The organism is Kitasatospora sp. NPDC032150 (genome assembly GCF_055579945.1).
The window spans coordinates 106,883-125,873 of sequence record NZ_JBVIMH010000012.1 but is presented as its reverse complement, the minus strand read 5'-3'; the positions used below and the strand labels follow the sequence as shown (position 1 = coordinate 125,873).

The 18,991-nt window shown below is 69.2% G+C and carries 23 protein-coding genes and 2 pseudogenes; 18 read left to right on the top strand and 7 right to left on the bottom strand.

Annotated elements, in window-relative coordinates; translation table 11 throughout:
* Positions 1 to 124 precede the first annotated feature (124 nt).
* The 5 genes from ACZ5ON_RS16600 to tgmC all read left to right on the top strand — a co-directional run bounded on the left by ACZ5ON_RS16600 (position 125) and on the right by tgmC (position 4,034).
* Positions 125 to 424 (top strand): transposase, encoded by a 300-nt coding sequence (locus tag ACZ5ON_RS16600; RefSeq protein WP_465592154.1) that lies wholly within the window; start codon positions 125 to 127, stop codon positions 422 to 424.
* Entirely contained in the window at positions 412 to 1,353 is a 942-nt protein-coding gene (locus tag ACZ5ON_RS16595; RefSeq protein WP_465592151.1) for an IS3 family transposase, read from the top strand. The genes ACZ5ON_RS16600 and ACZ5ON_RS16595 overlap by 13 nt, the downstream gene beginning before the upstream one ends.
* A 340-nt stretch (positions 1,354 to 1,693) precedes the next feature.
* A complete protein-coding gene (gene tgmA / locus ACZ5ON_RS16590; RefSeq protein WP_465592148.1) occupies positions 1,694 to 1,957 on the top strand; it encodes a putative ATP-grasp-modified RiPP in 264 nt (87 codons plus the stop codon).
* 11 nt (positions 1,958 to 1,968) lie between these two features.
* The gene (gene tgmB / locus ACZ5ON_RS16585; RefSeq protein ID WP_465592145.1) at positions 1,969 to 2,922 is read left to right on the top strand and encodes an ATP-grasp ribosomal peptide maturase; all 954 of its coding nucleotides are present in this window, start codon (positions 1,969 to 1,971) and stop codon (positions 2,920 to 2,922) included.
* Positions 2,919 to 4,034, top strand: a complete 1,116-nt coding sequence (gene tgmC, locus ACZ5ON_RS16580) for an ATP-grasp peptide maturase system methyltransferase (RefSeq protein WP_465592144.1) — start codon at positions 2,919 to 2,921, stop codon at positions 4,032 to 4,034. The genes tgmB and tgmC overlap by 4 nt, the downstream gene beginning before the upstream one ends.
* Before the next feature lie 138 nt (positions 4,035 to 4,172).
* Here tgmC and ACZ5ON_RS16575 read toward each other — a convergent pair whose 3' ends face one another.
* Positions 4,173 to 4,418, bottom strand: coding sequence for a GntR family transcriptional regulator (locus tag ACZ5ON_RS16575; RefSeq protein ID WP_465592141.1), 246 nt, complete (start codon positions 4,416 to 4,418; stop codon positions 4,173 to 4,175).
* Between the two features lie 169 nt (positions 4,419 to 4,587).
* Between ACZ5ON_RS16575 and ACZ5ON_RS16570 the strand changes: the two genes are divergently transcribed.
* Positions 4,588 to 4,902, top strand: coding sequence for a hypothetical protein (locus ACZ5ON_RS16570; RefSeq protein WP_465592138.1), 315 nt, complete (start codon positions 4,588 to 4,590; stop codon positions 4,900 to 4,902).
* Positions 4,902 to 5,045, top strand: coding sequence for a hypothetical protein (locus ACZ5ON_RS16565; RefSeq protein ID WP_465592135.1), 144 nt, complete (start codon positions 4,902 to 4,904; stop codon positions 5,043 to 5,045). The genes ACZ5ON_RS16570 and ACZ5ON_RS16565 overlap by 1 nt, the downstream gene beginning before the upstream one ends.
* A gap of 743 nt (positions 5,046 to 5,788) precedes the next feature.
* Here the strand turns inward: ACZ5ON_RS16565 and ACZ5ON_RS16560 are convergent.
* Complete coding sequence (locus ACZ5ON_RS16560; RefSeq protein WP_465592132.1) at positions 5,789 to 5,980, bottom strand: DUF397 domain-containing protein; 192 nt, start codon at positions 5,978 to 5,980, stop codon at positions 5,789 to 5,791.
* Between the two features lie 100 nt (positions 5,981 to 6,080).
* Here ACZ5ON_RS16560 and ACZ5ON_RS16555 point away from each other — a divergent pair.
* Both ACZ5ON_RS16555 and ACZ5ON_RS16550 read left to right on the top strand, forming a co-directional pair.
* A pseudogene (locus ACZ5ON_RS16555) lies at positions 6,081 to 6,575 on the top strand (helix-turn-helix transcriptional regulator); the annotation flags it as partial.
* A gap of 267 nt (positions 6,576 to 6,842) precedes the next feature.
* On the top strand, positions 6,843 to 7,085 hold the full coding sequence (locus ACZ5ON_RS16550) for a hypothetical protein (protein WP_465592129.1): 243 nt from the start codon (positions 6,843 to 6,845) through the stop codon (positions 7,083 to 7,085).
* Positions 7,086 to 7,281: 196 nt separating this feature from the next.
* Here the strand turns inward: ACZ5ON_RS16550 and ACZ5ON_RS16545 are convergent.
* Positions 7,282 to 7,465, bottom strand: a pseudogene (locus ACZ5ON_RS16545) (helix-turn-helix domain-containing protein); the annotation flags it as partial.
* Positions 7,466 to 7,729: 264 nt separating this feature from the next.
* Here ACZ5ON_RS16545 and ACZ5ON_RS16540 point away from each other — a divergent pair.
* Together ACZ5ON_RS16540 and ACZ5ON_RS16535 are read left to right on the top strand one after the other, a co-directional pair.
* On the top strand, positions 7,730 to 9,343 hold the full coding sequence (locus tag ACZ5ON_RS16540; RefSeq protein WP_465592126.1) for an alpha/beta hydrolase: 1,614 nt from the start codon (positions 7,730 to 7,732) through the stop codon (positions 9,341 to 9,343).
* 413 nt (positions 9,344 to 9,756) lie between these two features.
* Entirely contained in the window at positions 9,757 to 10,998 is a 1,242-nt protein-coding gene (locus tag ACZ5ON_RS16535) for a YncE family protein (RefSeq protein ID WP_465592123.1), read from the top strand.
* 30 nt (positions 10,999 to 11,028) lie between these two features.
* On the opposite strand, the gene ACZ5ON_RS16530 is transcribed toward ACZ5ON_RS16535, so the two are convergent.
* On the bottom strand, positions 11,029 to 11,430 hold the full coding sequence (locus ACZ5ON_RS16530) for a hypothetical protein (RefSeq protein WP_465592120.1): 402 nt from the start codon (positions 11,428 to 11,430) through the stop codon (positions 11,029 to 11,031).
* 233 nt (positions 11,431 to 11,663) lie between these two features.
* On the opposite strand from ACZ5ON_RS16530, the gene ACZ5ON_RS16525 reads away from it, so the two are divergent.
* Genes ACZ5ON_RS16525 through ACZ5ON_RS16515 form a run of 3 tightly spaced genes read left to right on the top strand, consistent with a single transcriptional unit; the run spans position 11,664 to position 14,058 of the window.
* Positions 11,664 to 11,963, top strand: a complete 300-nt coding sequence (locus tag ACZ5ON_RS16525) for a hypothetical protein (RefSeq protein WP_465592117.1) — start codon at positions 11,664 to 11,666, stop codon at positions 11,961 to 11,963.
* The gene (locus ACZ5ON_RS16520) at positions 11,960 to 13,315 is read left to right on the top strand and encodes a putative T7SS-secreted protein (protein ID WP_465592115.1); all 1,356 of its coding nucleotides are present in this window, start codon (positions 11,960 to 11,962) and stop codon (positions 13,313 to 13,315) included. Before ACZ5ON_RS16525 ends, ACZ5ON_RS16520 begins: the two co-directional genes overlap by 4 nt.
* Positions 13,312 to 14,058, top strand: a complete 747-nt coding sequence (locus ACZ5ON_RS16515) for a hypothetical protein (RefSeq protein WP_465592112.1) — start codon at positions 13,312 to 13,314, stop codon at positions 14,056 to 14,058. The genes ACZ5ON_RS16520 and ACZ5ON_RS16515 overlap by 4 nt, the downstream gene beginning before the upstream one ends.
* Before the next feature lie 711 nt (positions 14,059 to 14,769).
* On the opposite strand, the gene ACZ5ON_RS16510 is transcribed toward ACZ5ON_RS16515, so the two are convergent.
* Both ACZ5ON_RS16510 and ACZ5ON_RS16505 read right to left on the bottom strand, forming a co-directional pair.
* Positions 14,770 to 15,717 carry a hypothetical protein gene (locus tag ACZ5ON_RS16510; RefSeq protein WP_465592109.1) on the bottom strand — a complete coding sequence of 316 codons (948 nt, stop codon included), beginning with the start codon at positions 15,715 to 15,717 and terminating at the stop codon, positions 14,770 to 14,772.
* Between the two features lie 146 nt (positions 15,718 to 15,863).
* The gene (locus tag ACZ5ON_RS16505; protein WP_465592106.1) at positions 15,864 to 16,313 is read right to left on the bottom strand and encodes an ATP-binding protein; all 450 of its coding nucleotides are present in this window, start codon (positions 16,311 to 16,313) and stop codon (positions 15,864 to 15,866) included.
* Positions 16,314 to 16,428: 115 nt separating this feature from the next.
* Here ACZ5ON_RS16505 and ACZ5ON_RS16500 point away from each other — a divergent pair, with 115 nt between their 5' ends.
* Positions 16,429 to 17,307 (top strand): helix-turn-helix domain-containing protein, encoded by an 879-nt coding sequence (locus tag ACZ5ON_RS16500; protein ID WP_465592103.1) that lies wholly within the window; start codon positions 16,429 to 16,431, stop codon positions 17,305 to 17,307.
* Positions 17,304 to 17,513 (top strand): DUF397 domain-containing protein, encoded by a 210-nt coding sequence (locus tag ACZ5ON_RS16495; RefSeq protein WP_465592100.1) that lies wholly within the window; start codon positions 17,304 to 17,306, stop codon positions 17,511 to 17,513. The genes ACZ5ON_RS16500 and ACZ5ON_RS16495 overlap by 4 nt, the downstream gene beginning before the upstream one ends.
* A gap of 114 nt (positions 17,514 to 17,627) precedes the next feature.
* Here the strand turns inward: ACZ5ON_RS16495 and ACZ5ON_RS16490 are convergent, their stop codons facing one another.
* The gene (locus ACZ5ON_RS16490) at positions 17,628 to 17,759 is read right to left on the bottom strand and encodes an RICIN domain-containing protein (protein ID WP_465592346.1); all 132 of its coding nucleotides are present in this window, start codon (positions 17,757 to 17,759) and stop codon (positions 17,628 to 17,630) included.
* Between the two features lie 29 nt (positions 17,760 to 17,788).
* Between ACZ5ON_RS16490 and ACZ5ON_RS16485 the strand changes: the two genes are divergently transcribed.
* Together ACZ5ON_RS16485 and ACZ5ON_RS16480 are read left to right on the top strand one after the other, a co-directional pair.
* Complete coding sequence (locus ACZ5ON_RS16485; RefSeq protein ID WP_465592097.1) at positions 17,789 to 18,079, top strand: DUF6585 family protein; 291 nt, start codon at positions 17,789 to 17,791, stop codon at positions 18,077 to 18,079.
* Positions 18,080 to 18,250: 171 nt separating this feature from the next.
* Positions 18,251 to 18,877: a P-loop nucleotide/nucleoside kinase family protein gene (locus tag ACZ5ON_RS16480; RefSeq protein WP_465592094.1), complete on the top strand. Its 627-nt coding sequence runs from the start codon at positions 18,251 to 18,253 to the stop codon at positions 18,875 to 18,877.
* Positions 18,878 to 18,991 lie beyond the last annotated feature (114 nt).

The following is an 18,991-nucleotide window of genomic DNA, read 5'->3' as shown; positions in this document are numbered from 1 at the left end:
CCGGCCATGGTCGTCCGCATGGACACCTACCGCCCGACCAAGCCACAGGCCGCACCCCGGCCGGTGAGCACGTGAGCATCCCCTCGTAGCGTAGAGGCCGTGACTGCAGGGGAAGTTGGGAGTCATGGCGGAGAAGAGGCGGAAGTTCGACGCGGAGTTCCGTGAGGGGGCTGTGCGGATCGTGACCGAGACCGGCAAGCCGGTTGCGCAGGTCGCGAGGGAGTTGGGGATCAACGACACCACGCTGGGCAGCTGGGTCTCCCGGGCCCGGGGGTCCGGCGCGGCCCCGGGCGGGCGGGGCGAGAGCGTCCAGGAGGAACTGGAGCGGCTGCGCCGGCGCAACGCCGAGCTGACCAGGGAGAACAAGGAACTTGCCATGGAGCGTGATGTCCTCAAACGCTGCATGGTCCTGTGGGTGAAATAGCTGTGGCGGACCTGGCGGCGCTCGTCGGGGTGATCAGCGACCAGAGGACCGAGTACAACATCCCGCACTCCGTCTCCTGCCGCGCGCTCGGCGTCTCCGAGGCGTGGTACTACAAGTGGCGCCGCAGGCCGAGCTCGCCGACAAACCGCGAGGTCAGGCGCACGCGGCTGGAGGAGAGGATCAAGCACTTCTTCCACCGCTCGGGTGAGACCTACGGCTCGCCGAGGATCACGCTCGATCTGTGGGCCGAGGGCTGGAAGGTCTCGGTGAACACCGTCGCCGAGGTCATGGCCGATCTCGGACTCCAGGGCCGCAAGCCGCCGCGGCGGCGCCGGTCGCTGACCCGGCAGGGCAAGCGCAAAGCGGCCCGGGACCTGGTCGGCCGGCACTTCGACGCGGTCGCTCCGAACGTGCTGTGGGTGGGCGATATGACCGAGATCGACACTGGGGAAGGCAAGTTGTACCTGGCCACAGTCATCGACATGTTCTCGCGTCGCCTGCTCGGCTACGCGATGGGCGCCCACCACGACGCCGGCTTGGTCACCGCTTCGCTGAAGATGGCCGCCGCCACCCGGGGCGGGCAAGTCGACGGGGTGATCTTCCACTCTGATCGCGGCAGCGAGTACACCAGCGAGGCGTACAACACCCTGTGCGACCGGCTGGGTGTCGTGCAGTCCATGGGGCGCGTGGGGTCGGCTCTGGACAACGCCGCTGCGGAGAGCTTCAACTCGCTGATCAAGGTCGAGTACATCCACCGCCATACGTTCGCCACCCGGGCCGAGGCCCGCATCCGAATAGCGACCTGGATCGCCGACTTCTACAACACCCGTCGGAGGCACAGCGCGGCCGACGGACTACCGCCGGTGGAGTTCGAACGGATCATCAGGGAAGCACGCGCCAGCCATCATCAGAAGGACCTGGCCGCATAACGAAGGCCTCTACGAAATCAGGGGATTGACAGTGGCGGATCAACCTGGCGGCGTACCGACCGGTGTAGCTCAAGACCCCCGCCGAACCCCCTACCGGCGGGCCGTGCTCCGGGACAGGATTGGCGCCGCGTCCCGTAGAGCACTCCCCGGCTCAACCTGCGTTCTCGCGCGCTGGGTTGAGCCGGGCCCAAGACTCCCGCCCCGGTGACGGGCAATCGGTCAGACCGGACGACCAGGGCGGGGCGCCACCCTACTTGGCCATTCCCATCCCTAGATGGGCATGGGGAGGGCAAGGTGGGTTGCTCGTAACTCCGTGCAACACCAAAACACAGGAGGAACGTTGAGCACCACGACCGATCTCCACCCCGTGGCCCCGTGGGGCATGGGGCGCCTGGCGCCGCTGCGAAACGGCGAGCCGTCACAGTGGCAGTACGCGGGCATCGACCCCGAGACGCAGACCGGACTGTGGTTCGGTGAGGACGGAAAGATGACGCCCGCCGAACTCGGCAAGCACGGCACGTCCGTCAACACCTACCCGACCACCCAGCAGGGCAAGGACGGGAAGATGGACCAGGACTCCGGCCAAGACGCCACGCAGGACTAAGGGGTAGTGCCATGGACGGACGCCCGGTGCTGGTCGCTACAGGGTACGAAGACCCGACTGCTGATCTCGTCATAGCGGAGTTGAACCGGCGCCGGGTGCCCGTCCTCCGGTTCGACCCTGGCAAGGATCTGCCGGAGCGCGCGACGCTCGCAGCGCGACTCGGCGCGGACGGCTGGGCCGGGATGCTCACGGCCGACGAACGCTCGGTTGATCTCTCCAAGGTCCGAGCGCTGTACCACCGGCGCCCGAGTCCGTTCCGCCCGGAGTCGGACGGCCAAGCCGCACGGTTCACGATGGAGGAGAACCGCCGGGGCCTCGGGGGCATCCTCGCGGACCTACCAGGGTGCCTCTACCTGAGCCACCCGCAGGCGATTGCTCGCGCGGAGTACAAGCCCGCTCAGTTGGCGGCGGCGGCGCGTCTCGGCTTGCGGGTGCCAGCAACAACGATCACCAACGACCCGGCCGAGGCTACGGCATTCGTCGCGGCACAGCCGACGATCTACAAGCCCTTGCACGCGGGGGATTACTGGATCGACGGCGAAGCCGCCGGAATCTGGGCTGCACCAGTCGCCCCCGCCGAGATCACCAACGCCGTGAGCCGCTGCGCTCATCTCTTCCAAGCACAGGTGCCCAAGGTTGGGGACGTGCGGGCCGTGGCGGTCGGCGACCGGGTGTTCTGCGCTCTGATCACGGCTCCGGCCGGAGTGGTCGACTGGCGCAGCGAGTACCGCAACCTGACGTATGAGCCTGTCGAATGCCCGGAGCCGATCCACGCCGCCCTGGTGGCGTTCCTCGCACACTTCGGGCTGAGCTTCGGGGCGTTCGACTTCGCGGTGACCCCCGAGGGCGAATGGTGGTTCTTGGAGTGCAACCCGAATGGCCAATGGGCGTGGCTGGAGCACGCGGCGGCTCTGCCGATCACATCGGCCATCGCTGATCTTCTGGAGAACGGAGTAGCTGAGTGAGCGAGTCGGAAGGGCTGCGGGCGGTGCTGGCCGCGCGGCTCAAGGAAGCGGGGGTGATCCGTAGCGCCGAGTGGGAAGCGGCGGTGCTGGCCGTCCCGCGCGAGGCGTTCCTGGCGGACGGATGGTTCGAGCATGACGGGGGCGGTTGGTACCGGCCCGTCTCGCTAGCCGAGTCACCCGAGCTGATCAGCAGGGTCTACGAGGATGACACCCTGGTAACCCAACTCGCCGGCTGCGTGGTCCCGCGCCAGGTCGAGGGGCGGTTGTCGCAGGTGCCCACGTCGTCTTCAACGCTGCCTGGCCTGGTGGTCCGGATGCTCGAAGACCTACGGGTGTCGCCCGGCATGTCGGTTTTGGAGATCGGCACCGGTACCGGCTACTCCACCGCGCTTCTGACGCACGTTCTCGGCGACGACCAGGTGACGTCAATCGAGGTTGACGCGGACGTGTCCGCGCGGGCGTCCGTGGCGCTCGGCGGACTCGGCTACTGGCCCGACCTGGTAACCGGTGACGGGCTCGCCGGGCACGCAAAGGGCGCGCCGTACGACCGCATCATTGCAACGTGCGGGGTGCGGACCGTCCCGGCCGAGTGGATCGCGCAGACCCGCCCCGGCGGCGAAATCCTGGTGACTGTCGGCGGTTGGATGAACGCTTCCGATCTGGTCCGGCTCACCGTGGCCGAGGACGGGACAGCAACCGGTCCGGTGCTCGGGGGCGGTGTCTCGTTCATGCTCGCCCGCCCACACATGCCCCCACCGCTCGGCATGCTGCCCGCGCTCGACCAGGGCGAGGCATGGCCTACGGCTGTCGGTGCTGACGTGCTCGACCAGTGGGCGGCCCGGTTCGTGGCGCAGTTCGCGGCGCCGTTCGCGCAGTACCTTGCCATGCCCCGGAACGGGCGCACCGAACACGTTCTTGTGGACGTGGACGGCGGGTCGTGGGCCGTGGTGTTTGAGAACGGCGGCCAGTGGCTGGCCCGCCAAGGCGGCCCTGTCCGACTCTGGGATTCGGTGGCCGAGCTGATCACTCAGTGGCGCGTCGCGGGTGAGCCCACGGGCGAGCGGCTGCGGGTGGCCGTGCACCCCGACGGGCACCGGCTCGAATGGAACTGAGCCCACGCTAGGCTCACAAGCTACGGTGCGGGCGTTTGCTCACCACGCCAAGGACGGCGAAGACACTGATCAAACGATTTATGCCTGACCCGCGCCCCTCATAGGCCCCGTCCCGCTGATGATCCGGCAGGGCGGGGCCTAGTTGTCTCCGCGTTCTGCGGGGTCCGTGACGTATGACCCCATGCCGAACTCGGTCCGAACCAGCCGACGGCGGCGAAGATCGGAAAGCGCCTTGCCTGCGGTCACCTTGGCCACCCCGAATTCGTCTTCTACCGCTCGGCTTGAGATCAGGTGGCCAGGGGCGTACTGCCCGCTCTCGATACGGGCGGACAACCGTTCGGCAATCTGCGGCCACTTCGGGCGGGTGGGATCAAGGTCACTCACGCGACAACCGTAGCCGGGCACATAACGCCATGCGTGGCTACCGTCACCAGTAGGGGGCTATAGACAGGTATAGGGAGGTCCGTTATTTTCGGGAAACAAGGAACCCCCGGAAGCCGTTGGCCCGGCCGCCGGGGGCGGAACGCCGAACAGCTTTCGAGGAGCTGCCGACATGCGCCACCTTATCGTTCTCGCCCTTCTCTGGGCCCTCCGCCGACTGCTGCCCGCCAAGGGGCGCCACCGGACGCCCGACCCGCGCCGACAGATCTGCGGATGGACCGAGCCCATCCCCGCACACGTGCTCGCCCGCACGATGCCCTTGGACCCCGACGACCACCTGATCGTCCGGCCGTACGTCCTCCTCTGGGAAGAAGAGCTTCAGCGGCAGGAAGAACGCCAGGAAGCACTGTTCGCCGCGTCCGCCGGACTGCCCGATACCGGCTACGCCTACCCCGGCGCTCACTCGCTCGGTGGAGCGGTGGCGTGATGACCAAGCCCACCTGCCCCCGCTGCAAGCAGACTGCCGAACTGATCGTCGTCGGCCGCGTGGAGCGCCAGAGCGGCGCCCCGGTGCCCGTCTACGCCTGCCGGTCCTGTGAGCCCGCCTACCGGGCCGCCGAAGACCGGTAGGACCAAGAACTCGCCCCGCCCGTGCTCCCCCGCGCCCTGGGCGGGGCTTTTCTCTGCCCGGGACGAAGGCATTGGCCACGTGACCAACGCATGACCAACAGCGGTCCAGAACGGCCAGAAACGCCCAGGAAGCATGGCCAAACCGGCCAGCCAAACCAACGGCGTGTCGGAGCTGTTTGCGCAGGTCAGAGCAGAGAGAAGCTGGTGCCCGAGTGGAGAGTTCAAGTCCCCCCTCGGACACCAGCAGAGACCCCAGTTGATCTGGGGTCTTTCTGTTTCTAGGCACTGGGCGTGACCAACAGGGCCAGGAACGGGCTGGACCAGACCGGTCAGACCCGTGCACCACACGCTCCCACACCCGCCTCGACTGACGAGGTCCGGGCCCTACCCGGGGTGTAGGTCACTCTCAACCGCTCCGGCGTGGGCCGTCCCGCCACCGTCTACACACTGGTCGAGGCGGAGGCTGATCACTCTCCGCTCGGCCGGCCGCGACCCCAGCGTGACGAACGCCCGGCCATGGTCGTCCGCATGGACACCTACCGCCCGACCAAGCCACAGGCCGCACCCCGGCCGGTGAGCACGGCCCCAGCCCGGCCACAGCCTCCCAAGGTGGAACAGGTAGCGGCGGCCAATCCCTTCCGCGCCCTGCTCTGACCCACGAACAAAGAAACCCCGACCCAAACCGGGTCGGGGCTCTTTCGTCTGCAGTCTTAACACCTCTGCATCCGTGGCAACTTGATGCCTTACACGGTACCGAACTCGCCAGCCTTCACGCCTGCCACGAAGGCTGCGAAGGCGTCGACAGGGAAGATCAGCGCCGGGCCCTCAGGGTCCTTCGAGTCACGAACGGGGATGATGCCGGGGATGTTGGCGGCTACCTCTACGCATGCGCCGCCGTTGTTGCTGTAGCTCGACTTGAACCAATCGGGGGTCATGGGTGGAAGTCCTTCCGCGCGGTGCGAATCAGTTCGACGGATGCGGCCTGCGTTAGCGCCCCGGCCGCCCTCTCCGCCGCCGCATCGTTCCCGGGAGGTCGCCGCGGTCTTCCCGACGGCAGCCCACCTGGGCCTGCGTCTGGTCTCGGAGGCGGCACTGCGCGACGGCTGGGGAGATCCGGTGGCGTGGCTGCGGACCGCGGAGGAGCACTTCCACGCCGCCGGGGTCCCCGCGGTGACCGCCGCCTGCCGAGCGCTGCTGCGGCAGGCCGGGGCCAGCGTGGCGCAGCACCGCACCGGCCGGGAGCGGATCCCCGCGCCGCTGCGGCTGCGAGGTGTGACGCCGCGCGAGTACGAGGTGTTCGAGCTGCTGCCCGGCCGGCCGGGCAACCAGCAGATCGCCCGGCAGCTGTCCATCTCACCGCGCACGGTGGAGAAGCACCTGGCGAGCCTGCTCGGCAAGACCGGGTGTCAGGACCGCGCCGATCTCTGCGAGTTGGCGGTACGGCTGTGCGCCGAGGAGGGCGCCAGGACGGGGACGGGCATGAGAACCGGCACCAGCCCAGGCACTGGCACCGACGCCGGCCAGGCCTGATACCGGCCGCATGCCGTGGCTGAACCGTGGTCGTGGAGGCACGGATGGCGGCCTGCCGGCGCCGCACGTGCCGGAGGCGAAGGTGCTGCCGCCGGCGGCCGGGGTGACAGACTTGGTGGCGGTCTTGCAGGCTGCGGTCGAGAAGGCGCTAGAAGAGCACCCGAAGGCGTCGGCGCGGAGACCTGCGAAGAAGAGCACGGCGAAGAGAGCCGCGCGCAGTCGCCGGACTCGGGAGGCGTGATGCTAGCTGGACCAGCGTTCTGGGACTTGGAGATCGAGCGGGAAGGGTGGTCGCGTGTCGCATCGCCGAGCCTCTCCGCGTTTCCTGAGATCGCCGGGCTTGGTACGGCGTGGGGCCGTAACTTCTACGTCCGCGGTCGTGACCGGCTGATCTTGGAGTGGTCCGATCCGGTGTCGCTCTCGGCCGTCATCCTGAACGGGCTGCCGCGTCGGGTTGGATCGGCTGAGGCTCTGTCGGCGGTGATACGGCTGGGCGGCGACGTCACGTAGTCCGGCGCTGGCACGGCGGTGAGCGGAGCTGGGCGCACAGGGGTCCTCTGTGCGCCCGGACCTCCAGCGGCAATGAGCAGCGCGGCCCCGGCCGCGGGCGTGGCCTCAAATCAGCTGACGGCGCGCGCCACTTGCCGGTCGTTCCGTGGCTACGACTACCACTCGCCCGGACCGCGGGGTGCCTCCTGGCGGTCGCGGCCTCGCCTCGCGCGCGCCAGGCCCGGCGCCATCGCTCCACCGACCGCTCGCACACCCGTCAGCGCGACAGTGACCTCCCGGTGCTCCTCCCCTCCCTCGAAGCGCTCCACGGCCTGCAGCCTGACCCGCTCCCGCACGGCCCTCTCGGCGTCGGTAAACCCGCTGCCCTGCGCGAACCTCACGCCCCACGGCTTCCGGAACCGGTCGGCCGCTGTCAGGCGAACGACCCCGACATCACCTGATCAGGTTCAGTACCAGGCGAAGAAGTGACCCACCGACGGCCCCGGCATCCCGCCCGGGGCCGCCACGCCGACGGAGGTACGCGCTCTTCCACCGACGGCCCCGGCATCCCGCCCGGGGCCGCCACGCCGACGGAGGTACGCGCTCTTCCACCGACGGCCGCCGGATGCCAGGCTGACCGGGTTTGCATAATCCGAGGAGGCCCCTTGTTACGGAAACCGACTCTGGCAGTCGCGGTCATCAGCGCGTTCGCCCTCGTCACCGGTGGCGCCGCCACCGCCTCCGCGTCAGCCGCGCGGACCGCGGCGCAGACCGTCGCGGAGAAGGTGGAACCCGTCGTCTGGACACCGTGCAACCCCGACCCGTCGAAGCCCGATCCGAAGATCTACGACTGCGCCGTCTACCCGGTGCCGCTGGACTACGCGAACCCGTCGGGCGAGAAGACCGGCATCGCCATGATGCGCCGACGGGCCGGCGACCCGGCCAAGCGCATCGGTTCGCTGTTCCTCAACCCCGGCGGACCGGGCGGCAGCGGCTACCTCTGGGCGACCACGACCCGGTTCGATCCCCGGGTCACGGAGCGCTTCGACCTGATCGGCTTCGACCCCCGCGGGGTCGCCAGAAGCAATCCGCTCCGCTGCTTCACGACCGGCGAGGAGGCCGACGCGGTCCTCAAGCGGACGACCGAGGTTCCGGTCACCTCAGCGGAGATGAACAGCACCCTGGCAGCCGACAAGGACTACACCGACGCCTGCGCACGCAACGCGGGTCCGCTGCTCAAGCACATGTCGACCGTCAACGTGGTGCGCGACCTCGACCGGATGCGCCAGGCCGTGGGTGACTCCCAGCTCACCTTCGCCGGTTTCTCCTACGGCACGCTGATCGGTGCCACGTACGCCAACATGTACCCCGGCAAGGTGCGCGCACTGGTCATCGACGGCAACGTCGACCCGCAGCTGCGGCTGAGCAACGGCCTGGAGTACGACCGGCAGCGGGCGGGCGGGTTCGAGCTCGCGCTGGACGAGTACCTGAAGCGCTGCAAGGCGGCGGGCGTGCAGCGTTGCGCCTTCGCCGAGGGCGATCCCCGGGCCAGGTTCGACGCGATCCGCGACCACCTGCGCACCGAGCCGGTCACCCTGCCGGACGGCTCGAAGGTCACGCTGAGCACCTTCACCAGTCAGGTCGCCAACGCCCTCTACGCGCAGACCCGGCAGGCGCCGCTGGCCAAGTCACTGCAGGCACTGCACCAGGTGATCGAGACACAGCGGACCTCCGGCGCCCTGGCGGCACCACAGGCGGCGAACGAGGCGGCCGCGCTGGCCGTACCGGCTCCGACGGCACTGCGGGAGGCCCCCGCGGACACCCCGTACACCGCCGACGACTCCTACCTCGGGGTCAACTGCCAGGACAAGCCGTACCCGTCGAACCCGAGGTTGTTCGCCCTCGTGGCCAGGGCCTGGGAGCTGGAGGCGCCGACCTTCGGCCGGTACCAGGCCTTCGACGCGCCGGCGTGCGCGACCTGGCCGGCGCCGGCGCGCGCGGTGGAGCGCTACTCCGGGCCCTGGCACCGGAGGACCGCCCATCCGGTCATGGTGATCGGCAACACCTTCGATCCGGCCACCCGGTACCGGTTCGCGCAGCACATGCAGCAGGAGCTCGGCAGCGCCGTACTGGTCTCGGTCGACATGGTCCAGCACTGCGCGATCGGCCAGAGCAAGGCCCTGGACGCGCTGATCACCTCGTACCTGGTGGACCAGGTCACCCCCGAGCCCGGCCAGCTGCTGGAGCCCGACACCGACGCGTTCCCGATGCCGTCCTGACGGAATGTCAGAACATCTCCGCGCTGCTCCGGTTCCGGGGCCGTGGCAGGACCCGCCCGCGCGCGGGCGGGTCCTCGGCCCCCCGTGCCGGTCGGCCTGCCGCCACACCGACCCGCTCTGCGGTTTGTGGCGAGCGTAGAGGACCGCATCCGGACGGAGCACCGGAATTCCCGTCTGACGCCGCATCCGGACACGTGGTGGGAGACCGGGCCGACAACCGGCCAACTCCCCTTCTGCCGCAGTCTTGTCGGGCCCGCAGCCACTCAGTACCGTCAAGTAGCCGAATCCGAGCGCGTGCTTCTTCTCGGATCGCCTCAGCACCGTCGACCTCAGCACCGTCGGCCTCAGCACCGTCGACCTCAGCACCATCACCGAGCGTCGCCCCTTCCACGCACCGCGCCCCGGGAGATCGGATGAGCAGAAAGCACGTCCCCGGCAAGGCCGTTCGGCACCTGTCCCGCTCCGTCTCCGTCGCCACGGCCGCCGCCGCCCTGGCCGGCGCGCTCGTACTCCCCGCCTCACCGGCAGCGGGCGCAGGCGCCGATGCCGGCCTGCTGGACGTCCTGGTGGTCGGCAACAGCCAGGCGGGCACGGTGAGTTTCCTCGACGCCCACACCTTCCGGAACCTCGGTTCGCTGAACGTCACCGCCGACGCCCAGCAGCGGATCTCCGGCATGGATCCCATCCAGTGGATCGGCTTCCAGACCGTCACCTCGATCGAGGGCGGCAACCGCTGGGTCGACGACGCGACGCTCTCGCCCGACGGCCGCCGGCTGTACGTCTCCCGCGGCAATCTGGACGACGTCGCCGCGTTCGACATCGCCACCGGCACCCAGCTCTGGCGCACCCGACTGGACGGGTTCAAGGCCGACCACGCCGCGCTCTCGCCGGACGGCCGCCGCTACGTCGTGTCCGCGACCACCGCGCAGAAGGCCGAGGTGCTCGACACCGCGACCGGCGACGTGGTCGGCTCCTTCCCGACCGGCACCTACCCGCACCAGAACGACTACTCGCCGGACGGGAAGTACATCTACAACTCCAGCATCGGCATCACCTCGTTCCCGCAGGCGATGGAGTGGGCCAAGGGCAGCTTCCAGCTCACCAAGGTCGACGCGGCCACCCTGCAGACCGTGCAGACCTGGAAGTTCCCGCACGGCATCCGCCCCAACACGATCGAGACCGACGGCCGGACCATGTACACCGACCTGTCCTACCTCAACGGCTTCGCCAGGTACGACCTGTCCACCGGCTCGGTGGTCACCGTGCAGATGCCCTACAGCCAGGCCGGCGCGGCCCTCTCCCCCGACAACTACCCGCAGAACTCGGCGCACCACGGCCTCGCCCTCTCCGGCGACGGTGCGAACCTGTGCGACGTCGGCACCATCGACGACTACACCGCGATCGTCTCCACCGCCGACCTGAGCACCCGCGGGACGGTCGACTACCCGACGGGCAGCCTGCCCTACTGGGGCACCAGCAGCGCCGACGGCACGCTCTGCTTCGTCTCGCTCAGCAAGGCCGACGCCGTCTCGGTGATCGACTACCGCACCGCGAAGGAACTCACCCGCGTCCCGGTCGGCGCCTTCCCCCAACGCGAGCGGACCGGACGGATCGCCACCGACCTGCTCGGCGACCTCTCCCCCTCGGCGGGCTGAGCGGCCGGGGCCCGCGAAAACCAGGGTCCGTCACTGGGCCGTTGGCCAGGGGTTGCCCGCCGGGACCGCGGGCTGCGCCGCCCATTGGGACAGACTCGTCCACAGCTGCCGCAGCTGGACCCGGCCGCGCGGATCATAGCTGTGCATCACATTGCCGTTCCGAAGCAGGTCCACCCGGTACGGCACCACATCCATCATGCGCAGCACCGCGACCACGGGCGTGGCCGCCAGACGCAGCATCAACTCGGCGATCCAGATGATCCCGAGAACGAGGAACACCGGCGTGACGAGGATCAGCACCAGTCCGGGGATGATGTCGTCAGTGGTGTCCGGCACCAACCTCCAGACGATGTTCGGCCGTACCAGCCCCCGCCATGCCAGGCGATCCTGGCGGATCCGATACTTGTTCCCCTGACTGTCACGCCAACGCATGGTCCCCACCTGGCCTCAAGCTATCGTTCGGGCAGGAAGCGTAACGGCTCATGGACTCGGTGCCCACGTCAGCCCGCGGGTGCCGGCGGATGCCTCGCGCCGGCCCTGCCGTCCGTCGACAGTGCCGATCACCGGGCCGTGGGGAGAGTCCGCGCACCACGCCTTCGACCCCCTATGATCCGCCTATCATTTGATCAGCTATTGGATCACGGATTACGGGGGCTTGAAGCACGATGGGGGACTTCTTCCGCGTCGAGATCGGCGATCTCGACCGCCTGCTGCAGCAGTTGCAGCAGAGTCAGCAGGAGCTGCACACCGCACTGAACGCGATGCGCGACACAGGCCCGAAGACTACCGGCAGCAAGGCGCTCGACCACGCCTGCAACGACTTCCAGCACAGTTGGGGCGACGAGATCAAGATGCTCGCGGAGGGCACCGAACAGATCTCGACCGGTCTGGACGAGGTCCGCAAGAACTACGCGGAGTCCGAGCAGGCCGTCAGCGGCGCCCTCCGGCCGGGGAGCGCGGCATGAGCGACGACGCGGAGTACCCAGCGCTCGGCTTCAATCCGGCCCCGGGCAACGTGGGCGGAGTGAACGCCCTGGTGGACCAGCTCAACTCGGCGTCCAACGCGATGGAGAACGCCCACAACACGCTGACGTCGCTCGCGAGCGGCAGCGGCAGCTGGCAGGGCGATGCCGCCAACGCGTTCTCGAAGAAGGTCGGCGAGCTGCCCAAGCATCTGCAGCAGGGTGTGGACGCGCTGAAGGGCGCGTCGACCCAGCTGGCCTCCTGGAGTTCGGCGCTGGCGCACTACCAGGACACGGCCAAGCGGTACGAGGCGGATGCGGAGGAGCTCAAGCGCCGCATCCAGGAGGCCGAGGCGCGCAAGGGCGAGGCGACCTCCCGCTACAACCAGGCCGCCGAAGATCCGGCCCTCCAGCTGATCGGCACGTACCAGGCCAACGCCGAGGCGCTGGCGGCCGCCGACAACGCCATCAAGGAGGCCTCGGGCCGACTGCACGCGGCCGACGGCGAGTTGCAGACGGCGAAGGCGGAGCTGCACGAGCTGGAGGAGCAGCTTCACCATCTCGTCAAGCAGGCCAAGGAACTCCTGCACCACCACCACGACGACGCGGACAAGACCGCGAAGGCGCTGCGCAAGGCCGACCACAATCTTCCGCACAAGAGCATGTGGAGCAAGATCGGGGACGGCTTCAAGAAGATCGGCCAAGGCATCAAGAACTGGGCGCACAAGCACGCCGATCTGCTGAAGAAGATCGGTGACGTCGCCGGCGCCGCCTCGGCCGTCCTGGGCATCGCCGCGCTCGCGACCATGTGGTGCCCGCCGCTGTCCGCCGCCCTCGGAGGCGCCGCGGCCGGCGCGTCGGCGGTCGCCCTCGGGGCCCACGGGCTGGCGAAGCTCGGCGGCGCGAACATCAGTATGACAACCCTCGTAATGGACGGCATCGGCGCGATTCCGGGAGTGACTGCTGGCGCCAAGGCGATCAGTGGCATGCGAATGGGCGTCAAGGCGGCGACGGAGGCAGGTGAGGCCGTGAATGCCGCCTCAAAGCTCTCCATGGCGGGCAAGGCTTTCGTCAAGGCGGGCGAGGGGGGCTCGCTGATGCACAAGGGCATCTCGGCAGTGGTCACCAAGACGCCTCTGCGTAACTTGCCGAGCATCGCATCCGACCTCGTTCCCGCTTTGGACAAGGCCGGCAAGGTCGCCGTGAAGGTCGGCAAGGAGGGCCACGAGGTCATCCAGGTTGCGCTCAAGCCGATGTCCTGGTGGTCTCGTGGCACGCAGATCGGTGTCAAGGGCATCGGTCTGGGGCTGCACGCGCCTGAGCTGTCGAACGAGCTTTCGGGGAGCCCGGCATGACCGATCCGTTCACGCCCGACGCCGCCGCGACGGCTGCTGCGGAGGTGCCCGCGCAGGCGGATGCCGTCGATCCGCTGTACGCCGACGACGACGTGGACGTCCGCTTCGAGGTCCCGATCTGGTTCCACTCCCTCGGGCTCGAGATGTCCGAGGAACAGCGCGCCGCGCACCACGCGGAGATCGCCTCCGAGATCTGGGCGGGCGGCACCGACTACCAGCGGACGACGGTCGCCGCCTGGTACGCGGAGATCGCCGAGAGCGCGCTTGAGGACGGCGTGCTGTACGCGGGCATCAACTATTTCCGCACCGACGACGACCGGCTCGCCACCGCCAATCTGGTCATCCAGGCCGAGAAGATCGACACCTCGGACGCCGGGATCGCCGCAGCCTCCCTGGTCGAGATGCTGTCGGCCGACCCGGATCAGGAGGTGTACCGGACCGACGTCCACTGCGGGCCCGCAGTGGTGGTCGTCCACGGCCAGCTGTGCGACTTCAGTCAGGAGGCCGGGGCACCCGCCACGCTCGAACTCGCCCAGGCGGAGGTGTACATCCCCGTCCAGGGCGCGGACACGCTGCTCGTGATGCGGATCAGCACGCCGTCCATGCCGGAGTTCCCCACGTACGTGACCATGCTGGCGCAGATCGCGGACAGTGTGTACTTCGGTCGCCCGAGCGACGCACCGGGCGCCGCTCCTGCCGTCGCGTCAGCCGCCGCATCCCGGATCACGGACGCCTTCGGATGAGTATCTGACAGCTGCAGCCGCCAAACACCCCACCCCACCCGGCCTCGACATCGTGCCACTGCCCAGGCGCTCGGCAGTCAGCCTGACCGCACGGTCCGGCCTGCAACACGAAGGCTTGACCGCCATGACGCCTGGCATGGCTAGCTTCGTGGCCGACCGCAGCAAGCAGCGGCACCAGGACGTCCATGAGACCGGATGGCGAAGCCCCGCCCAAGCAGGACGCCGTTCCGAACGGAGTCCAAGCGGGCGGGGCTTGGGCGGGGCGGTTCAGCAGTGACGGTTGCGCAGCCTGTACGGCTGCCGGGCAGCCCTCGGTCTCCCGCGCTCAGGCCCACGGCAGTCGGCCGATGTCCTGGCTGACGCGAGCCTCATCGGGGAGCCGCCGGAGTGGTCCGCCACGGGCAGGGCGATCCCTCGCTCCCCGATTTCGGCCCCTGCTTACTTCAGCGGCTCCGGCTCGGGCCTTTTCTCCGCCTCTGGTACGCGGCCGGTGATCCGCGTCGCTGAGGCCACCCCTGCCTCGGGCCTTCCCGGGCCGACATCACGGACGATCACATCTCGACCGGAACCCTCATCGATCGCCTTGGCCCCGTTGCCTGATGACGCCGCGCGCAACCAACCTGCGGTCGCAGGGCGGGCGCTGAAGTGATCCGGTACGGCGTCCGGTTCACCAATGACCGGAAGATCAGCGACACCACCACACCCCCGCCCTCAACAGCTCACCGGCTGGGCCGTACGGGCGGCTCGCAGCAGGTCGCGGGCCCGGGCGGCCCCTCGGCGGTTGCGGTCCACCGAAGCCGGATCGGGGGTGCGTGCCAGGCCGCGCCCGGCGCAGGAGCGGCAAATGTCGGCGCCCGGTGCACCCGGTACGCCCGGCACGGGTGCCCGGCAGCGGGCGCACTCGTGGGCAAGGCGCGGCGGCGGGGCCGGGATCGGAGCGGCAGGCATCTTCCGCTCCAACCGCTGGCGGAGGAACGCCACCGGGGCATGGACCCGGTCGGGCAGACCGGCCAACAGCTCTTCCTGGAAGTGGAGTTGGCCACTATCCCGAGCGAGCCATTCGCAGGCCAGCGGTACGAGCTCCAGCGCTTCGGCCAGGCCGAGACGGAGGCGCCGGTCGCGCACACCGAGCCCGCAGAGCAGCCGCGCCGCCTCGGCGGCGGCCGCGTCGGGAGCGGGCGCCGGGGTCGGCTCGGGCCCCGGAGGCGGCGGGGCGGGGAGGGAGGTGTCCTCCCTGCTGTTCTCCCCCTTGGGGGAAGTGCCGACGTCCCGAGTCCGCTGTCCACCGAGTGCCGGGTTCCGGTCAGTCGGCGGCACGGCGGCCTCCGTGCCTGCTGCGGCCCAGGCGGCGACCTCCTCCCGGTCGGTGAGCGGGACGCTGGTCACCATGACCTCGGTGGCCCAGGTGCCCTTGGTCGGATGCTGGTACCGGCGGATGTGGAGGAAGCCCTCGGCGATCAGCTGGCCGCGCGCTCGGGAGACGGCCTCCCGTCCCTCGGGCATCCGGTGACCGATGGCCAGGATGGTGTCCCGGCTGCCGGGAGGCAGGGACAGAGCCCACAACAGGAGGGTCTTCGCCGTCGCCTTCAGACGCGGATGGCGGATGATGTCGTGAGAAGCCCGGACATAGCGCGCGGGCGCGATAAAGTGGACGTGCATGAGGAGCTGTCTTCTCCTGTGCCGGGCCCCGGGGTGTTGGTAGCACCGCCGGGGTCAATTCGTTTGTGTAGCCGCACGGTAGCACGCCGTGACGGGTCGTCACTCGCGAGTTGCGGAAGACGGACAGAACCGCGTGAGCCTTCCGATCACCTTGCCCCGAGGTCGAGTTCCGCCCAGACGGTCTTCATCGGGCGGACAGTGAGGTCGACGCCCCAGCGGTCGGCGAGCGCGGCCACGATCAGCAGGCCGCGCCCCGACTCGGCGTCCACACCCGCAGGAGCACCGAAGTCGCCGGGCCTCGGGAGCCGTTCGGGGCGGGGGTCAGCTACGGCGATGCGGAGTGTGACGCCCGGGTCGAGCGAGAGGGTGAGCCGGAAGCTCCGACCCGCTACCCGGCCGTGCGTTGCGGCGTCGGCGGCGAGCTCGGCGACGATCTGTTCGGCGGTCTCGTACGGCTCACCCCAGTCGGCGAGTTGCTGCACTGTGAGCCGGCGCGCGAGGCGGGCGCCGCGACGGGTGGCGGAGAGCAGGACCGTGAAGTGGCGGGCGGCAGCCGTGCCTTCGGAGGGGATGGGGTGACCGATATCGAGATTCACGTCACTCAGCGTGTCCGGCTCGTCGTACTCTGACCAGTGAGGCTCACGGTACGCATCCCGCGCGTACCGGTGCGAGGAGTGGCCCGTACGGGTCGTCGGCGAGGCGGTGGTCGGGGTGTCGGTGTCGGGAGCGGATGCCGCGGTGGAGCGGCGGCCGGAACCGCCGGAGGACGAGGACGGCTCGGCCGATCTGTTCCGGGCGATCGGCCGCCAGGTCAAACTGCTTCGCGAACGAGCCGGGCTGACCCAGCGCGAGCTGGGCGAGCGGCTGGCCTACGGCGAGGACCTGATCTCCTCACTCGAACGCGGACGGCGCACCCCGCAACCGGAGTTCCTTGACGCCGCCGACGAACTCCTCGGCGCTGGTGGACTGTTGAAGGCCGCGAAGGAGGACGTCGCCCGGGCGAAGGCACGGGCACGGGTACGACATCCGGCGTGGTTCCGCGACTACGCACGGCTTGAGGCAGAGGCGGAGGAGATCAGCTTCTTCAGCACGCTCACGGTCCCTGGTCTTCTCCAGACCGAGGAGTACGCACGCGTCACCTTCTCCGTACGACAACCGCTGCTTCCGGAGGAGACGATCGAACGGCGCGTAGCCGCACGCCTTGCTCGTCAGGACACGTTGACCCGCTGGCCCGCTCCGCTCGTGACAGCCGTTATCGACGAATCGGTGCTCCGCCGCGAGATCGGCGGTCGAGCCGTCCAGCGGGGCCAGTTGGAACATCTACTGAAGGTTGGACGGCTCCGGAACGCAACAGTTCAGGTGCTCCCGCTGGACTGCCACGAATACGCAGGTGTCGACGGCCCGTTCATCCTGCTCACCGCGAAACACAAGCCTCAGGTCGGCTACTTGGAAGTGCAAGGTGTCGGTCACCTGGTCACCGATCCTGTCGAAGTCCGTATGCTGGCCACGCGCTACGGAAGCATTCGAGGTCAGGCTCTCACCCCACGAGACTCGTTGACCTTGATCGAGAAGCTGCTGGGAGAGCAATGAGCACCGAGGCACATGTGTCCGCCGGGTCGGATGGTCTTGTCTGGGTCAAGAGCAGCCACAGCGGAGGCGAAGGCGGCGAGTGCATCGAGGTCGCCGCCTCCCCTGCCGTGATCCACGTCCGGGATTCGAAGGACCGAGAAGGACCGCGGCTCACCTTCGCCCCCGAGGAGTGGGCGGCATTCACCGCCTTCGCCGCTCAGCTCTGATCCCGCACGCCCCCGCTCGCTGTCCCGGTTCACGGTGAGCACCAGGTCGGTGTCGGGGCTCTGCCGGTCACGCGGACGCGCGGTGACCCGGCCGAGGCCGGGCCGGGGCGCGGGTCAGCCGTGCCAGTGCTGGGTGTTGGTGCCGTTGGGGGTCCACTGGTCGACGCGGGCGCCGTTGTCGGTCGAGGAGCCGTAGACCTCCAGGAACCAGCCGCTGTTGTTGTTCATGTAGGTGTCGGAGCGCATCACCGTGGAGGCCCTACTGGGGCGACTACATGCTGCGCGGCATCACCCGGGCGCAGCTGCCCGGCGTGCTCAGCCGCCTCGCGCGCGGCGAGACACTGGACTTCGGCCCCTTCCGGGCCGACCGGCAGGGGCTGACGGGCCATAAGCGCGGCGCCACCTGGTCGGAGATCGGCGCGATCCGGACGCACGACGGGCGGGTGAGCTTCGACGGGCACAACAAGCTGCTCGTTCTGGACCTCGGGGACCTCGCGGACATCCCCAACGTCGATCTCTTCCTCAACCTCTGCCACCAGCTGAAGTCCGGTGGGCCGCAGGGCTGAAGGGCCCGGGGGCAGGAGCTGGGAGCGGAGACCGCGAGGCTGGGAGGCGCGGAGCCTGCCGAGCAGGCGCGACCGGTTAAGACCGACCGGCGAGAGCTATCGGCACGCGACGCCGCGGGCCCCATTGCCGGTCGGTCTTACCGCGGATCAGAAGAAGATTGGGCGTTTATCATGGAAGAGCGGAGCACGGATGCGGACTGTTCGCCGCAGCGTGTCGTCATCCTCGTCAACGGCATACCTGCGGCCGGAAAGACGACTCTCGCCAGAGCGCTGAGCCGCAGGCTGGGCCTCCCCCTGTTCAGCAAGGACGTGATCAAAGAGGCGCACGCCGGGGTCTTCGGCGCGCAGCCGCCGGACGAACGGCCGCAACGGGAGTGGAACCGCCAGTTCGGTGAGGCCGCGAGTATGGCCATGTGGGCTCTGCTCGCCGACTCGCCCTGCGGCGGCGTGCTCGAATCGACATGGCCGGCCGCTGAGACCTGGGAGTACGTCCGAAGCGGGCTGCTGAGCGCCGAGGTCGAGCGGCCGCTGCAGATCTGGTGCAAGGTCCCCGTCGCGGTCGCCAGGCAGCGCTATGAGCTCAGGCACCCGACTCGGCACTCGGTGCACGGCGCACCACCCGACGACGAGGAATGGACGGGGCGTTGGGCGAAGGCGACCCCCCTGCCCATCGCGGAGACCCTGCACGTGGACACGGCGAATCCCGTCGCTGTGGACGCCCTCACCGAGTGGTGCCTGAAGACTGCCGCTGCCCTCCCGCGGACCCCGCAGTTCGTGCAGCGCGCTGTATCCCGTTGAGTCGCACCTCGCCGGCGCACGCCGGCCGAGCCCCGAGGAACGTCCGTTCCTTCGGGCCGATTCGTCGTCCGCTCTGGGGCTGCGGAGCGCAGGCTCTCCGGGCTTTCTCATCAG

Excerpts from the sequence above, each read along its gene's own strand:
- ACZ5ON_RS16600 (WP_465592154.1), top strand. The coding sequence starts at position 125 with ATGGCGGAGAAGAGGCGGAAGTTCGACGCGGAGTTCCGTGAGGGGGCT.
- tgmB (WP_465592145.1), top strand. The coding sequence starts at position 1,969 with ATGGACGGACGCCCGGTGCTGGTCGCTACAGGGTACGAAGACCCGACT.
- ACZ5ON_RS16570 (WP_465592138.1), top strand. The coding sequence starts at position 4,588 with ATGCGCCACCTTATCGTTCTCGCCCTTCTCTGGGCCCTCCGCCGACTG.
- ACZ5ON_RS16565 (WP_465592135.1), top strand. The coding sequence starts at position 4,902 with ATGACCAAGCCCACCTGCCCCCGCTGCAAGCAGACTGCCGAACTGATC.
- ACZ5ON_RS16560 (WP_465592132.1), bottom strand. The coding sequence starts at position 5,980 with ATGACCCCCGATTGGTTCAAGTCGAGCTACAGCAACAACGGCGGCGCA.
- ACZ5ON_RS16535 (WP_465592123.1), top strand. The coding sequence starts at position 9,757 with ATGAGCAGAAAGCACGTCCCCGGCAAGGCCGTTCGGCACCTGTCCCGC.
- ACZ5ON_RS16530 (WP_465592120.1), bottom strand. The coding sequence starts at position 11,430 with ATGCGTTGGCGTGACAGTCAGGGGAACAAGTATCGGATCCGCCAGGAT.
- ACZ5ON_RS16525 (WP_465592117.1), top strand. The coding sequence starts at position 11,664 with ATGGGGGACTTCTTCCGCGTCGAGATCGGCGATCTCGACCGCCTGCTG.
- ACZ5ON_RS16520 (WP_465592115.1), top strand. The coding sequence starts at position 11,960 with ATGAGCGACGACGCGGAGTACCCAGCGCTCGGCTTCAATCCGGCCCCG.
- ACZ5ON_RS16515 (WP_465592112.1), top strand. The coding sequence starts at position 13,312 with ATGACCGATCCGTTCACGCCCGACGCCGCCGCGACGGCTGCTGCGGAG.
- ACZ5ON_RS16510 (WP_465592109.1), bottom strand. The coding sequence starts at position 15,717 with ATGCACGTCCACTTTATCGCGCCCGCGCGCTATGTCCGGGCTTCTCAC.
- ACZ5ON_RS16495 (WP_465592100.1), top strand. The coding sequence starts at position 17,304 with ATGAGCACCGAGGCACATGTGTCCGCCGGGTCGGATGGTCTTGTCTGG.
- ACZ5ON_RS16490 (WP_465592346.1), bottom strand. The coding sequence starts at position 17,759 with ATGCGCTCCGACACCTACATGAACAACAACAGCGGCTGGTTCCTGGAG.
- ACZ5ON_RS16485 (WP_465592097.1), top strand. The coding sequence starts at position 17,789 with ATGCTGCGCGGCATCACCCGGGCGCAGCTGCCCGGCGTGCTCAGCCGC.
- ACZ5ON_RS16480 (WP_465592094.1), top strand. The coding sequence starts at position 18,251 with ATGGAAGAGCGGAGCACGGATGCGGACTGTTCGCCGCAGCGTGTCGTC.